A 15,924-nucleotide genomic window follows, 5' to 3' on the forward strand; every position below is an offset into this window, starting at 1 on the left:
GACCGGCCATCCGGTCACGCCGTGGAGTGCCAACACAGTGCCCGGCGCCGAGTCCGCGGCCCATCCGCTACGTGACGTAGACGGCTCCGGCAGCCGGCCCATCTTGTCCCGGCTCTCCCCGCTCTCTAGCGTTCCGCACCTCCCTCCGGCCCGGCGCTCCCGCCGGCCCACCGACGCTGCCACCTCCGGCCACTCCCCTCGTGACGCGCTACGCGGCCATCACCGGTTGGGGCGAAGGGCTCCCGCCCGCCGTCCTGACCAACGACGACCTGTCCACCTTCCTCGAGACGTCCGACGAATGGATCGTCCAGCGCACCGGCATGAAGGAGCGCCGGGTGTCGCATGTCTCGGCGATCGAGATGGCGACCATCGCCAGTAAGCGCGCCCTCGCCTGTGCGGGCCTCGACGCATCGGCGCTCGAGCTCATCGTGTACGGCAGCTGCTCCCCCGATGAGCAGGTCCCAAACTCGGCCTCCGGCGTGCAGGTCGCCATCGGGGCGACGCGCGCCGCGGCGATGGATGTGAATACGGCGTGCACGAGCTTCCTCTACGGTCTCTCGAGCGCCACCGCGATGATCCAGAGCGGCATGGTGCAGAACGCGCTCGTCATCGGCGTGGAGTACATCAGCCCGTTCATGGACTGGAGCAACCGCAACGTGGCCGTGCTCTTTGGCGACGGCGCGGCGGCGGTGGTGCTGCAGGCCAGCGATACGCCGAGCGGCGTGATCGGCACCGTACTCGGCTGCGATGCCGAGGCGCGGCAGACACTCCGCGTGCGCGGGATGGGATGCAGCTATGTGAACGGCGGCCTCACCTACGGCGACACCCTGTGGGACTTTGACGGGCAGGCCATCTTCAAGCGCGCCGTGCACGGGATGAGCGAAGCGTGCGCCCGGGTAATGCGCGAGGCCGGCGTCACCGCGGATGACATCGATCTCGTGGTACCGCATCAGGCCAACCTGCGCATCATCGAGGCGGTGGCGAAGTATGCCGGCGTGCCGATGGAGCGCGTCATGGTCACCGTGCACAAGTACGGCAACATGAGCGCCGCCACCGTGCCGGTGAGCCTGGTGGACGCGCTCAAGGAAGGGCGCATCACCCCGGGCTCGCTGGTGTTGATGCCCGGCTTTGGTGGTGGACTGACGTTCGGCGCGCTGCTCGTGCGCTGGGGCGATCGGGTGACGCCGCTCGGTACGAGTGACGCCGCCTTCCCCCCGGCACCGCATACCGCACTCGAGATGGTGAACGCGATCCGGGCCCGGCAGGTGCACAAGGAGCGCTCGCAGCAGGCGCTGCTCGAGACGCGGTTCATCGAAAGCATGCTCGCGCCGGCCTAGGGCGCGGAACCGGGGCGCGTGGCGGCGCATTAGGTTGCCGCCATGCTCGAACCCCGCATCGATCTCCGTCGCATTCCCCTGGCCACCGCCATCGCCACCACCGGTGGCGTGGCGGGGAACGTGGTCATCCTGAAAGTCGCCGAACGCTACGGCACCCTCACCATTGGCGTGGGCGAGACAGTTCTGTTCAGCGTCATCGGTGCGCTCCTCGCGGCCGCCGTGTTCGCCGCGCTCGGCAAAATGACGCCGTACGCGGTACGCTGGTTCACGATTCTCGCGACCATTGCCATCGCCGTCTATGGCGTGGGCCCCATTGCGGCGGCGTACGAACCCTACATGGAAGGCGCGCCGCTGTTCACGCTCACCACCGTCGTGGCGACGGAGCTGATGCACATCAACAGCGGCGCGTGGATTCTGGTGGCGCTGTTGCGCTTCACACGGGCGCCGTTGGCACCCACACACTGAAGGTCGTGCCCCGCCCCACGGCGCTGCTCACGCGCACCCGGCCACGGGCCCCTTCGAGAATCCGGCTCACCATCGCGAGCCCAAGCCCCGTACCGCGCGCGCACGTCTTGGTGGTGAAGAAGGGCTCCCACATGCGTCGCTGCACCTCCGTGGCAATACCGGTGCCGGTATCCTGCACGTCAAAGAGCACACCGTCTTCCTGCGGATAGGCGTGCACGCGTAGCGTGCCACCGGCCGGCATCGCGTCGCGCGCGTTGAGCGCGAGGTTGATGAGAACCTGTTCGAGTCGTCCGCGATCGATGGCGAGGGGCGCGTCGGCTTCATTCTTCAGCTCGACCTGCACCCGCTGCCCCATGAGCGGGCGCAAGATCAGGTCGAGTCGAGCGAAGAGCTCGCTCGGCATCGCGGTGGTATCGTCGGCCCCCGTCTCCCGCCCCACCGTCAGAATCGTGCGCAGGCGCGTCGACGCCTCGTCGCCCACCCGACGCAGATCACGGATCGCCACCTGCGCCTCCGCGGGTAGCGGATGCTCTTCGAGCAGCTCGGCCGTAGCGGTCATCACCTGCACGATGTTCGCCAGATCGTGCGTCATCCCGGTGGTGACGACATTTACCAGCTCGCGGCGCTGCAGCACCTCGACTTCCCGCTGCGCCTCCAGCATGGCCTGCAGGCGGGCCTCCGCTTCGGCCTGCGCATCACGGTAGATGTGGATGGTCTGCTGCAGTACCCGTGCGCTGAACCACAGCCCCGTGAACATCACCAGAATGGTGACGATGCGATACGTCACCGGCTGCAGATATTCGGGCGCCGTTGGAGTGACGAGGTTGTTGGCGGAGAGGACGAGATTGAGGACGACCGCCACCACATACGCCGCCAGCACGCCGAGTGAGGCCCGCATGCCGTAGAACAGCATGGAGAGCGTGAGCACCACCACGACTGCCATCGTGCTGAGCGCGCGCGGGGCATTCACGATCATCGGGACGATCGAGATCAGCATGATGACCGCAATCGCGTACCGGGCGCGCTGCTCCGCGGGCCAGCGCGGGCGTTGCAGCAGCCACCCCACGAATGGCAGACCTCCCAACACCAGCAGGATGAGCGGGCGCGTGCCCGGCTCATTCCAGCGCGAGATCAGTCCCGCACCAAAGACCGGCGTCCAAAGCCACAGCACCAATCGCGAGAGGAGGCGCAACGCCGCCTCTCGTGCCGATTCGAGCGGATGATGTCCCACCGAGAGCATGTCACAAAGCAACGAGGCTGACGCGACGTGCGCCAGCCTCGGTGCCCAACCGTTCGTCCCGCGCGCCTGTCGTGCGATCGACCGGTCGCGTGCGCTTTACGGCCAGGGCAGCACGATCACCTGATAGCGTGGCCGCAGCTCCGGCTTGTCATTCCCGTCCACAAAACGCTGGATATCGAAGAGCGCGGCGCTGATGTGCGCCTTCGCCGCATCGTCGGCGCCGGTCATGCCGCCCAGGCGAGTCTGGAGGGCCTTAATATGGTGCACCGCCGCCGCGCGCACATCGGGCATCGCCTTCGCATCGCCCGCGAGGTCGAGCAGGATATCCAGCGCCGAACGCTGCGCCGCGCGCTGCATGGCCCGCTCGGCCGCGGATGCGGGTGCCGGCGATCCCCACGTGCGGGTGAGGATCGTGCTGATCACTTCGTCGAGCGTGAGCTGATTGGCGTCGCGCGACGCCTGCACCACCAGGCGCGCGGCGCGCTCACGGTCGAGCAGATAGCCGATCACTTCGGTGGCGAGCCCCCCACCGAGCGTCACCGGATCGAATGTGGGACCCGTGTAGCCCTCGGCCCAGATCTGATCGCCGTTGAAGCCCGGAGGAGCCGGCGGAATGAGCGCCTGCACGCGATCGGGCACCGTGAGTTCGGCGGGCTGGATGGCGTCGAGGGCCAGAGTGAGCGCCTTGCGCTGCTCATCGGCCGCGATGAGACGCGTCGGCACCTGCCCGTCGCCGCGCAGCGCAAAGCTGAAGTCTTCGCCGCCCACGTACTTGGCCACCGCCTCCAGCGAGTACCGGTGATGCAGGTACGCGTGGGTGAATCGCATGTTGAGGAGCGCCATCGGTTCGCCGGGCTGAATCGCGCGCTCGTCGAACTTGTCGATCAGCACCCGCCGCACGGCCCGCGTGCGATTGACCGCATCGAACGCCGTCGCGCCCTCTTCCCACCGCGTCACGAAGGGATTGGGCGTGTTGCTGTTGGCGTACGTGTCGTTGATGAAGCGCACGTTGCGGGCGATGCCGTCCTTCATGATGGCGGCGAGCCCCGTCTTTTCCTTCGCGGCGTCGGGGAACCAGTGATAGCCGAGGTTGATGGCGAGCGAGTCCCACGCGCCGGGGCCGGTGCGGTAGGCGTCGCGCAGATCGAGCGTGCCATCCTTGGCAACGGTGATGAACGGGAACGGATAGTCCATCACGCTCGAGCGGTTCTGCGTGCTCGCGATGTAGTTGTGCTGGAGACCGATCGTGTGGCCGATTTCGTGCGCCGCATGCTGACGGCGACGGGCCATGGCGAACGCCTCGGCGGTCACGTTGGGACCATTCGGGCCCGCCGCCGGCACGGCGCCGGCCCAGATGTTGTAGTCGATCAGCGAGCGCCACGCGTCCATGCGCGCCATGCCGCGAATGATTTCGCCGGTGCGCGGATCGGAGTAGCTGCCGCCGACGCTCGGGCCAGGCCCGTTGCGATGCAGCCAGAAGAGCATGCTGTAGCGGGCATCCATCGGATCGGCGCCCGCCGGAAGATCGAGCACGCGAAAGGCATTCTTGAAGCCCGCGCCCTCAAAGACCTTGGCCCACCAGTTGCCGCCTTCCTTCATCGCCGACTTGTACGGCTCGGGCGTGGAGGGGTCGAGGTAGTAGGTGATCGGCGTGACCGGCTCCACCAGTTCACCGCGCGCGTACGCGGCGGGATCCTTGGGGATGAGGCGCCAGCGGTTCACGTAGCCGCTGCGGTAGTCGCCACTGAGCGGCTCGGAGAGATCGGCAAAGGACGTGGTGCCGTATCCGTAGCGCGGGTCGGCGATGCGCGGACGGAAGCCCGTGGTATCCGGGAGCATCACCAGCGAGTGGTGCTCCTCGAACGTCATGGCCTTCGCATCGGGGGCAAGCCCACCGCGCCCGCCGCGGCCGCCCTGGTCGGTCACGAAGGTGAGGACCGCATGCACCTCGACGTTGCGCGGGAACGCCTTGGTGCGCTCGCCGTCGATGTAGCTGCGCGCCGCATCGACGCGATAGGCACCGGCGCCGGGCGCGGCGCCGCGCAGGTTTTCCGCCACCCCGTAGGCATCGCCCAGGAAGAGCGACGAGGCATCGGCGACGATCACCCCGCTCGAGTCGCGCTCAATCGGAAAGGAGCCGACGATGGAGCGCGGGAAGGCATCGCGCGCGGCCTTCTGCTGGACGGCGTCGCCGGTGAGGGTGCGCACGCCCCAGTTGTCGCGCACCAGCAGGACGCGATTGCCCCGACGCTCCAGGCGCACGATGCCGTTGGGGCCGGTGGAGCCGCGATCGAGGCTGCCGTTCCCCAGGCCGGTGGCGATGGTGACCTGATGGAGGAAGTCCTTGTTCAGCTGCGCCGCGGGGATCTCGAGCAGTGCCCGATTGCGGGCGTCGTCGATGCGGACGCGGAGGAAGGGGGCGTCCTGAGCGCCGGCGGGAAGCGCCAGCAGGAGCGGGACGAGGCCGGTCGCGAGGGGGCGTCGAAGCATGGCAGATCGGTCAGAGCGTGAATCACAGGGGTGCCGAGCTCCCAATGGTACTCCGGGCTGCCGCCGCTCGCGATAACGCGCCGCGAATAGCGAGCTCAGCCTATTTCGCGCCGGGCACGAATTGTCGTATATAACGTTTCCTTCATCTATAATTTTCCTGATTTCGGTATATCTGTAAATCTCACTCAGGTATGCAGTTATGGATTCTGGTAACGCCTGTCACACCGTCTCGAAGTATTCCCCGGCTTGGTGCGCTGGGTCACTGCGCTCGTGAGACCTCATCCATAGTTCATTCGTCCCAGCGGAGTAGGGGAACTCCCGTACGCAGTTCTACGGAGGGCTGACGAGCCCTGCCGTTTCGAAATCGCTGGCCAGCCTGATGACTGCACCCACGTCGCCGTTGCCCATTCCGACCACCACGGCCCGCGTCCCGAGCCCGGCAAAGAAGCCGGGCGCGAGTCGCCTGGACGGCGTGCCCCTCACGCTGCTCCTCTCGGCGCTCATCGCCATCAACGTTCTTGGCGCGCCGTACTACCTCGCGCCCGCCACGGCCCGCCCGCGCCACCCGTGGCACCAACTGCTCAAGCCCTCGGGTGATATCGGACAAACGGCCGGCATTCTGGCCTTCGTCATCTTCGTCTTTTTGTGGCTCTACCCGCTGCGCAAGCGGTGGAAGCCGCTCAAGTGGACCGGCGCCGTGGCGCGCTGGCTCGATGTGCATGTCACGACGGCGCTCGGTTTGCCGTTGCTGCTCACCATTCACGCCGCGTGGCGCTCCGACGGCGTGATTGGTCTGGGCTTCATCGCCATGCTCATCGTGTGTGCCTCGGGTGTGGTCGGTCGCTATCTGTACGTGCGCATCCCGCGTGCGAAGAGCGGTGTGGAGCTCACGCGCGATGAAGTGGCCGCGGAGCAGCTGGACGTGCTGCAGGCGCTGTCCAAGGCCCTCAACGAGCCGATCGACGAGCTGCGCAAGCTGATCGAGCCCGCCGAGCGCACCGCCAACACGAGTGTGTGGGGCGTGCTGGAGGGGCTGCTGCTCAATGACGTGCGCCGCTGGCAGCGCCGCCGTGAACTGTCGGCGCTCTGGGCCCGCAAGGGCGTGTCGAAGGCCACGATCAAGAAGGCCGTGACGCTCGCCAGCCGCGAGATCGCGCTCACCGATCAGGTGCGCATGCTCGAGGCGACGCAGCGCGTCTTCAAGTTCTGGCACATCGCTCACATGCCGTTTGCGCTCACCGCCCTCATCGCCGTGACGGTGCATGTGGTGGTCGTGATTGCGGTCGGCCAGACCTGGTTCTGGTAGGCACCCATGCTGCTCACCACGCTTGGCTTCTTCGCGCTTACGGGCTTCTTCATCTGGCTGCAGCTCCGCAAGAGTGCGCCGTCGTCGGATGCGGCGCCCGCGACCAGCGGCGGCAACATGACGTCGACGCACAACTGCGTCCGATGCGGTGCCCCGGTACCGACCAAGTCCACGTACTGCCCCGGGTGCGGCGTGGCGCAGCAGCTCTTCGAGATCGTGGCAGCGCCAATGGCGCTGGGCGCCACGGCCCTTGGCGGTGGCCAGCCGAAGGCGCTGGTGCGAGCCGACATGTGCGTCGGCTGCGGGACGTGCGTGGCGGCGTGCCCGGAGGACGGCGCCATCTCGATGCGTGGCAAGCTGGCCGTGGTCAATGACGCGCTCTGCAAAGGCATTGGCGAGTGCGTCGCGGCGTGTCCGGTTGGCGGCATCAGCGTGACCACGGGCGCTGCCGTGAATCGGGTGTCGGTGCCGCTGATCGATGCGAACTTCATGTCCAACGTGCCGGGGATCTACATTGTCGGCGAGTTGGGGGGCCGCGGCCTGATCAAGAATGCGATCAACGAAGGCAAGCTGGCGGTCGAGCACATTGCATCGGAGTTGCCTGGCGGTGAAGCGCGCCCCGATGGCGATGAGGACGCGTTCGACGTGGTGATCGTGGGATCGGGTCCGGCCGGTCTGTCGGCCGGTCTCGAGGCCCACAAGGAGCACCTGCACTACGTGATCCTCGAGCAGGGCTCGCTGTCGGACACGGTCCGCAAGTATCCTCGCAAGAAGCTCCTGCTGGCCGAGCCGGTATCGATTCCGCTGTATGGAGACCTCTGGGTCGCCGACGCCTCGAAGGAAACGCTGCTCGAGGTGTGGGAAACCATCGTGGCCAACACCGGGCTCAACGTGAAGACCGGCGTCAAGGTCGATCGCGTGGTTCGGAACGGTGCGTTCTTCGAAGTCATGAGCGACGGCGCCCGCTATCGGGCCCGTCGCGTCGTGCTGGCGATGGGGCGCCGCGGGACGCCGCGCCGACTCGGTGTCCCGGGCGAGGAGACCGAGAAGGTGTTTTACGACATCGTCGAGATGGAGGCCTTTGCCGGCCAGAAGGTCATGGTCGTGGGCGGTGGCGACAGCGCGGTCGAGAGTGCGCTGGGCCTCGCCAATCAGCCGAACACGGAAGTGCGCCTGTCGTATCGCGGCACCGACTTTAATCGCGTGAAGCCGCGCAACACCGAGAAGCTCAACAAGGCCATCGCCGAGGGCAAGGTGATTCCGATGCTCCAGAGTGAGCTGCGGGAGATTCAGCCCGATCGCGTGCGCATTGAAGTCGAAGGCAACTCGATGATCCTGCCGAATGACACGGTGATCATCCGCATCGGCGGCGAGGCGCCGACGACGTTCCTCGAGAAGCTCGGCATACGCATCGTGGACAAGGACGTCCCGATCCAGATGGACGTGGAGGCCGTGAACAGCGGCGCCGCCACGGCCAGCCCGTCCGACTCGACCCACGTGGCTCGCGCCGGATGAGGATTGCGTGAGTGATCGCGTGCGCAACGACCGCGGCCGGCTGGTCGGCGTCTGGCGCCGGAGCCTCGTCATGCTGACGGGGCTTTTGGTGTGCGCCACGACCCGCGAGGCCCAGGGACAGATCTCCCCGGGCAAGCTGTCGCGCGCGCACACGACGCTCGAAGGCGCGGCCAACTGCGTGCAGTGCCATCCGCTCAATCGCCAGCCGATGGCGCAGGCGTGCCTGAATTGCCACAAGGATGTCCAGACGCTGATCACCGAGAAGCGCGGCTATCACGGCAAGCTGCCCGCCGGCCAGCGGCTCGAGTGTGCGAGCTGCCACCCCGATCATGCCGGGGTGGAGTTCGAGATGATTGCCTGGCCCACCAGCAAGGCGCGGTTCGATCATCGCTCGACGGGCTACGCGCTGGAGGGGAAGCACACGACCACCGAGTGCGAGAAGTGCCACACGGTGGCCAACAAGAAGGATGCGGTGGCGGCGCTGTCGAAGCGCAAGACCGGCACCCCGTGGGTGGGGATGAGCGCCACGTGCGCCACGTGTCATGCCCGCGACGATATCCACGAAGGTGAACTCAAGGGCGGCTGCGACAAGTGCCACGATGCGCGCACGTGGGAGAAGGCGCCCAAGTTCGATCATGACGACGCCCGCTTCAAGCTCACGGGCAAGCACGAAGACGTGAAGTGCGCCGAGTGCCACGAGACGACCAAGCTGCCGCGCAAGACCAACCCCAAGGGCGAGGTCGTGCCGATCTTCCGCCCGGTGCCGTTCGCGCGCTGCTCCGATTGCCACGCGGACCCGCACAAGGGGCGTCTCAAGCAGTCGTGCACGAGCTGCCATGAAACGACCGGCTGGGACGCCATCGACAAACGCGCCTTCAACCACAATGCCACCCGCTACCCGCTGCAGGGGCGGCATGCGCGGGTGAGCTGCGCGGCGTGCCACGGAAAGGACAACGAGAAGCCCACACCGGCCTTCGCGACGTGCGCGAGCTGTCATCAGGATGTGCACCGCGGCGAGGCCACCAAGGCGAAAGCGTGCGAAAGCTGCCACGTGGTGGATGGCTTTGCGCCGGCCACGTTCACGGTGGCCAATCACGCCACGACCAAGTACCCGCTGGAAGGCAAGCACGCCGCGATCGCCTGCGCGAAGTGCCACACGACCACCGTGGCCACCCCGGGTACGACGACGCCCGGACTCACCGCCAAGTACGTGAAGCTCCAGATGGCGAGCACGAGCTGCACGAGCTGCCACCAGGATGTGCACGGCGGCCAGCCGGCCGTGAAGGCTGCGAATACCGGATGCGTGCAGTGCCACACGCTCGAGGGGTTCAAGCCGAGCACGATCACGGTGGCGGCGCACGCCAAGTTCCGGTTCACGCTGGAGGGCGCGCACGCGAGCGCGACCTGCGCCGCCTGCCATGGCGTGGTCCGCAAAGACCTGCCGGCGCTGACCACCCCGGCGGGGACCGCCAAGTTCGTCTTTGCGATGGGCGCCAGTGCGGCGGATACGGCGTGCAGCAGCTGCCATCTCGATCCGCATGCCGGTCGCTACGCCCCGGGCGGCGCCCGCGCGAAACTGGGATGCCGCGGCTGCCATGAACTTGCCCGCTTCCGTCCGGCGGCGGTGTCGTTCGCGACGCACGAAAGCTTTGGATATGCGCTCGATGGCGCGCATCGCGCGGTCGAGTGCGCGCAGTGCCATCAGGAAATGCAAGGCAAGGCGCCGGCGTCGTCGCTCAAACTGGTGAGCAAGGCGCGGCCACTGCCGTTCGCCGCAGCCAAGACGCGGAGTTGCAGTCAGTGTCACGCCGACGTGCACGCGGCGCAGTTCGCGAAGCGGAAGGATCAGGGCGCCTGCGACGGGTGTCATGTCACGGATCGCTTCGGTGGTGCGACGCGCTTCGATCACGGCAAGACGAAATTCGCCCTCACGGGTGCGCATTCCCAGGTGCCGTGTGCGAAGTGTCATGCCGTGACACCCAGTGCCGACCCGACTGCGCCGCTCTCTGCCCGCCGGCAGTACGCTGGCGTATCCACCGCGTGCGAATCCTGCCACGCCCCCTCTGCCAAAGGCGCGCTATGACGCCGCATCGCTTCCGCCCGTTGCTGGCCGCCGTTGGCCTGCTGAGTGCACTGGCACTCGGTGGGCGGCCCGCGCACGCGCAGAACGGCCCGCGCCCGCAGACCCCGGCACCCGCCAGCGGTACGGCCGCGAAGGCCGTCAGCTCGGTGACGTCACCGCACGGTGCTACCCTGCGCGAGGCGTGCGCGAGTTGCCACCGGGCAGACGGGTGGAAGCCGGCCCGCATCGCGCCGGACTTCAAGCACGCCGCCCAGACGTTCCCCCTCACCGGCGCGCACGTCCGCACGACGTGCATGAGCTGCCACAAGAGCCTCGACTTCCGCGGCGCGCAGACCTCGTGCGCGTCGTGCCACACCGATACGCACAACGGCGAGCTGGGCACCACCTGCCAGCGCTGCCACAACACGCGCAGCTTCGTCGATCGCGGCGCCGCGGTGCGGAGCCACGAAGGGTCCCGGTTCCCGCTGCGCGGTGCGCATGCCCTCGCGACGTGCGAGTCGTGCCATCAGCGCACGGCCCCCGGCCAGCAGCGCTTCCTCGCGCGCAGTGCGACCTGCGCGAGCTGCCACATGGACACGTATCAGGCGACCCGGAGCCCCGCGCACACGGCCGCCAAGTTCAGCACCGATTGCACGAACTGCCACACCATCAGCACGTGGACCGGGGCGACGTTCGATCACAACACCACGACCTTCCCGCTCACCGGTCGCCACCTGATGACCACCTGCGCCGGCTGCCACGCCGACAAGGTGTTCACCGGCAAGTCCAAGGTGTGCAGCAGCTGTCACGCGCCGGATGCGGCCAAGGCCACCGCGCCCAAGCACGATGGCTTCTCCACGGCCTGCGAATCGTGCCATACGACGTCGGGATGGCCCGGCGCCAAGTTCGACCATGATCGCATGACGAGCTTTGCGCTGACCGGGGGGCACCGTGCGGCCACCTGCGCGCAGTGTCACGCCGACAAGGTCTACAAGGGGAAGCCCACCACCTGCGTGAGCTGCCATCAGACGGACTTCTCGAAGTCCATCAACCCCGACCACGCGGCCGCCAAGCTGCCGACCACCTGCGAGACGTGCCATACGACCGCGGTGTGGAAGGGCGCCAAGTACGACCACACGAAGACCAAGTTCCCGCTGACCGGCCAGCACGTCGCTGCCACCTGCCTCGCCTGCCACGCTGACAAGGTGTACGGCGGCAAGGCGATGGCCTGCGCGTCGTGCCACCAGAAGGACGCCACGGCGGCCCGGAACCCGGTGCACACCGGCTTCTCCACTGCGTGCGAAAGCTGCCACACGACCTCGGCCTGGCAGGGAGCGCGCTTCGACCACAACAGCAGCACGCGCTTTGCGCTCACCGGCGCGCACGAAGGCGCAAGCTGCGCGCAATGCCACAGCGACGGCGTCTTCAAGGGCAAGCCGATGGCGTGCGTGAGCTGCCATCAGGCCAAGTTCGACGCCGCCGTGAATCCGAACCATAAGGCGGCCGGCTATCCGACCACCTGCGAAGGCTGCCACAGCACCAGCGCCTGGAAGCCGGGGCTCTTCGATCACAACAGCACACGCTTCCCGCTCACGGGCGCGCACCTGGCCACGAGCTGCGCGCAGTGCCACGTGAACGGGGTCACGCGCGGCACGCCGATGACCTGCGTGAGCTGCCATCAGACGAAGTACGACGCCTCCACGCAGCCGCACCACAAGGAAGCGCGCTTCGGCACCACGTGCGAAACGTGCCATACGACCAGCAAGTGGCTCGGCGCCCAGTGGAGCCACAACACCCAGACCAAATTCCCGCTGCTCGGTCGGCACGTGGCGGCGGCGTGCCTCGCGTGCCATAGCGATCGCGTGTACGCCGGGAAGCCGAGCGTGTGCCAGAGCTGCCATCAGAAGGATGCCGATGCGGCGCTGACCCCGAGCCATCGGGGCTTCCCCACGACGTGCGAAACGTGTCACTCGGTGAATGGCTGGAAGCCGTCGAGCTTCAGCCATGACAACACGCGCTTCCCACTGCTCGGATCGCACCGCGCGGTATCGTGCGAGAGCTGCCACAAGAACGCGCAGTACGCCGGCACGCCCTCGAGCTGCGTGAACTGCCATCAGGCGAAGTACGACGCCACCACGAACCCCAATCACCGCGCGTCGAACTTCCCGACGACCTGTGGCGTGTGCCACAACCCCACGTCGTGGAAGCCCGCGAGCTTCGATCACAACCTGACGCGCTTCCCGCTCACCGGCAGTCATCGCCCGGTGGCGTGCGAAAGCTGCCACAAGAACGGGCAGTACACGGGCACGCCCACCGCGTGTGCGAGTTGCCATCAGGCCAAGTTCGACGCGACCACGAACCCGAACCACAAGACGGCCGGGTTCACCACCACGTGTCAGCAGTGCCACACGACAACCGCGTGGACGCCGGCGACGTTCGATCACAACCTGACCAAGTTCCCGCTCACGGGGAGCCACAAGACGGTGACGTGTCTCGCCTGCCACAAGACGGGCACGTATACCGGCACGCCGAGCAGCTGCGCGAGCTGCCATCAGGCCAAGTTCGACGCGACCACGAATCCGAATCACAAGACGGCCGGGTTCCCGACCACGTGCCAGCAGTGCCACACGACGACGGCGTGGACGCCCGCCACCTTCGACCACAACACCACGGCGTTCCCGCTGACGGGGGCGCACCGGACCGTGGTGTGCCTCTCGTGCCACAAGAACGCGGTGTACGCCGGCACCCCGAAGGAATGCATCGGGTGTCATCAGGCCAGGTTCGACGCGACCACGAATCCGAACCACAAGGCGGGCGGCTTCCCCACGGTCTGCCAGAGCTGCCATACGACGACCGCCTGGACGCCCTCGAGCTTTGACCACAACGCCACCGCGTTCCCGCTCACGGGGCTGCACAAGACCACGAGCTGCCAGGGCTGCCACGGCGACGGCGTGTTCAAGGGCAAGACCACGCTGTGCAGCGGCTGTCACCTGACCAAGTACAATGCCACCGCGAAGCCCGCGCACCAGAGCAACGGCATCGGGACGAGCTGCCAGACCTGCCACACCACCAATGGCTGGACGCCGGCGACCTACGACCACAGCGTGACGCGCTTCCCGCTCGCCGGGGCGCATCGCGCCGTAAGCTGCGCCGGCTGCCACGGCGATGGCGTGTACCGCGGCAAGTCGATGGCCTGCGCGTCGTGCCACCTGCCCAAGTACAACGCCACGACCAAGCCGCCGCATGCGAGCAACGGCATCGGGACGACGTGTGAGACCTGCCACACGGTGAATGCGTGGACGCCGGCGACCTATGATCACAGCGTCACCGCCTTCCCGCTCACTGGCGCCCACAAGACGGTGGCCTGTGCCCAGTGCCACGGCACCGGCGTGTATCGCGGCACCTCCAAGATCTGCTCGTCGTGTCACCTGCCGGCCTTCAACGCCACGACGAATCCGAATCACAAGACGGCCATGTTCCCGACGACGTGTGAGACCTGCCACACGACGACGGCCTGGCTGGGCGCCAAGTTCGCGCACGATCCGTGGTTCCCGATCTACTCGGGGGCGCACCTCGGGCGCTGGAACAGCTGCACGCAGTGTCACGCGAACAACGCGAACTACAAGGAATTCACCTGCCTGACCTGCCACCTGAAGACCAAGACGGATCAGCAGCATGTGGGTCGCGCGGGCTACAGCTACAGCAGCCCGGCGTGCTACAGCTGCCATCCGCGCGGGAAGGCGGGATGAGACACCCCACGGCGCTCGCGCTGTTCGCCGTGCTGGCGACGCAGGCCGCCGGTGCCCAATCGGCGCAACCGCCGGTGAAGGCCCCGGTGCGTCGGCCCACCACCACGCGCCCGACCACGCCGGCGAAGCCCGCGCCCAAGTCGGCGGCGGCGGCGACCACGAGCGATTCCACCAAGCCGGCGGCAGCGCCGGCCGCGCCATCGCCCTACCGCTGGGTGCACGTCACCTATCTGAGTGGCGAATCGATCTATCTCGATGGCGGCACGACGCAGGGGCTGCAGGAAAAGTCGGCGGTGCAGATCGTCCGCAAGGATTCGGTCGTGGCCACGGTCGAGGTGCAATACGTCTCCTCGACGCGGGCAGCGGGCAAGGCGCGCGCCGGAAGCGCGGCGATCGTCGTCGGCGACAGCGGGCGCTTCCTGCCGTCGTTCGCCGTAGCGTCCGCGCCGACCGGCGATACCGCTGCGCGCGCCGCGGGCAGCCAGACCACCAGCTCGACGTCGATTCTCGCGCCGGTGAGCACGCCAAAGCGGCGCGGCCCGCGCACGATGAACGCGCGCCTCGGCGTGCGCTATCTCACGATGCAGAACGGCACGAGCGCCAGCGGGCGTATCACGCAGCCCGCGTTCGACGTGCGCCTCGAAGGCCACCGCATCGGTCAGTCGGCGTTCGGCCTGCTGGTGGACGCGCGCGCGCATCAGCAGCGTTCGGGCTCCGGCCTCGTGGACAACAGCACCCGCGTGTATCAGTCGGCGATCGAGTACCAGACCGCCGGGACCTCGCCGAGCCGCGTGACGATGGGGCGCCAGCTCTCCAAGGTCCTGTCTCCCGTCGGGTTCTTTGATGGCGTGTCGATGGACTTTGACAACGCCCACTGGAAGTACGGCGCGATTGCCGGCACGCAGCCCGATCAGGTGAAGTTCATGCCGGCCGCCGACATCCGCGAAGCCGGCGCGTATCTGCAATGGCACAACGCCCCCGGTACACGGGGCATGTATCAGGCGACCGTGGGCGGGGTGGGGTCGTATGGCGTGGACGGCGTGAACCGCGAGTTCCTGCTGCTCAACACGCTCATCGTGAACCCCATCATCAGCATCTACGCCACCCAGGAAGTCGATCTCAATCGCGGCTGGAAGCTCACCGCGGAGAAGAACAAGCCGCTCACCTGGTCGAGCACCTTCGCCACGGCCCGCGTCTCGGTTACGCGAGGGCTCTCGCTCAACGCCGGGTACGACAGCCGGCGGAATGTCCGCCTCTATCGCGACTTCATCACGCCCGACGTCGCCTTCGACGATGCCCTGCGTCGCGGCTACTTTGGCGGCGCGTCGGTGAGCCTGCCCCACTTCTACGCCAACGCCGACACGCGCGTGAGCGATGGCACGACCGTGGGCAAGAGCACCTCGAACACGGCGTCGATGACCGTCTCACGGCTGACGCCACTGGGGATCTCGCTGCGCGCCCGTGGCACGCAGTACAACGGCCCGACGGTCAGTGGCCAGCTGTATTCGGGCTCCTTCGAACTCTCCCCGCGTGGGCTGTTCCGCCTTGAGGCCAGCGCCGGTCAGCGCACCGACACGCGTGGAGCGGTGGACTTTGGCGCCACCAAGTCCACCTGGATTGGTGTGGACGCCGATGCGGGCATTGGCCGGTCGTGGTACCTCATGGGCTCGTTCTATCGCGAGCACGGTCAGGTGGACCGCGTGCTCCAGGAATACGTCGGCCTCAGCTGGCGCTACTAGCGCCCTTCCCTGCACTTTCCG

General features: G+C 67.4%; 9 protein-coding genes. 7 read left to right on the plus strand and 2 right to left on the minus strand.

Annotated elements, in window-relative coordinates; all coding sequences use genetic code 11:
* Positions 1 to 200: 200 nt before the first annotated feature.
* Positions 201 to 1,337 (plus strand): ketoacyl-ACP synthase III, encoded by a 1,137-nt coding sequence (locus tag K2R93_02300; protein ID MBY0488650.1) that lies wholly within the window; start codon positions 201 to 203, stop codon positions 1,335 to 1,337.
* Positions 1,338 to 1,379: 42 nt separating this feature from the next.
* A complete protein-coding gene (locus K2R93_02305) occupies positions 1,380 to 1,802 on the plus strand; it encodes a hypothetical protein (protein MBY0488651.1) in 423 nt (140 codons plus the stop codon).
* Here K2R93_02305 and K2R93_02310 read toward each other — a convergent pair.
* The gene (locus K2R93_02310; protein MBY0488652.1) at positions 1,771 to 3,042 is read right to left on the minus strand and encodes a HAMP domain-containing histidine kinase; all 1,272 of its coding nucleotides are present in this window, start codon (positions 3,040 to 3,042) and stop codon (positions 1,771 to 1,773) included. The genes K2R93_02305 and K2R93_02310 overlap by 32 nt on opposite strands.
* Positions 3,043 to 3,138: 96 nt before the next feature.
* A complete protein-coding gene (locus K2R93_02315) occupies positions 3,139 to 5,532 on the minus strand; it encodes a zinc-dependent metalloprotease (GenBank protein MBY0488653.1) in 2,394 nt (797 codons plus the stop codon).
* Between the two features lie 379 nt (positions 5,533 to 5,911).
* Between K2R93_02315 and K2R93_02320 the strand changes: the two genes are divergently transcribed.
* Genes K2R93_02320 through K2R93_02340 form a run of 5 tightly spaced genes read left to right on the plus strand, consistent with a single transcriptional unit; the run spans position 5,912 to position 15,903 of the window.
* Positions 5,912 to 6,838, plus strand: coding sequence for a hypothetical protein (locus K2R93_02320; protein MBY0488654.1), 927 nt, complete (start codon positions 5,912 to 5,914; stop codon positions 6,836 to 6,838).
* A 6-nt stretch (positions 6,839 to 6,844) separates the two neighbouring features.
* Entirely contained in the window at positions 6,845 to 8,353 is a 1,509-nt protein-coding gene (locus tag K2R93_02325) for an NAD(P)-binding domain-containing protein (protein MBY0488655.1), read from the plus strand.
* A gap of 7 nt (positions 8,354 to 8,360) precedes the next feature.
* Complete coding sequence (locus K2R93_02330; GenBank protein ID MBY0488656.1) at positions 8,361 to 10,436, plus strand: hypothetical protein; 2,076 nt, start codon at positions 8,361 to 8,363, stop codon at positions 10,434 to 10,436.
* Positions 10,433 to 14,164, plus strand: coding sequence for a hypothetical protein (locus tag K2R93_02335; protein MBY0488657.1), 3,732 nt, complete (start codon positions 10,433 to 10,435; stop codon positions 14,162 to 14,164). The genes K2R93_02330 and K2R93_02335 overlap by 4 nt, the downstream gene beginning before the upstream one ends.
* A complete protein-coding gene (locus tag K2R93_02340) occupies positions 14,161 to 15,903 on the plus strand; it encodes a hypothetical protein (GenBank protein ID MBY0488658.1) in 1,743 nt (580 codons plus the stop codon). Before K2R93_02335 ends, K2R93_02340 begins: the two co-directional genes overlap by 4 nt.
* Positions 15,904 to 15,924: the final 21 nt, after the last annotated feature.

Source organism: Gemmatimonadaceae bacterium (assembly GCA_019752115.1).
GTDB lineage: Bacteria > Gemmatimonadota > Gemmatimonadetes > Gemmatimonadales > Gemmatimonadaceae > Gemmatimonas.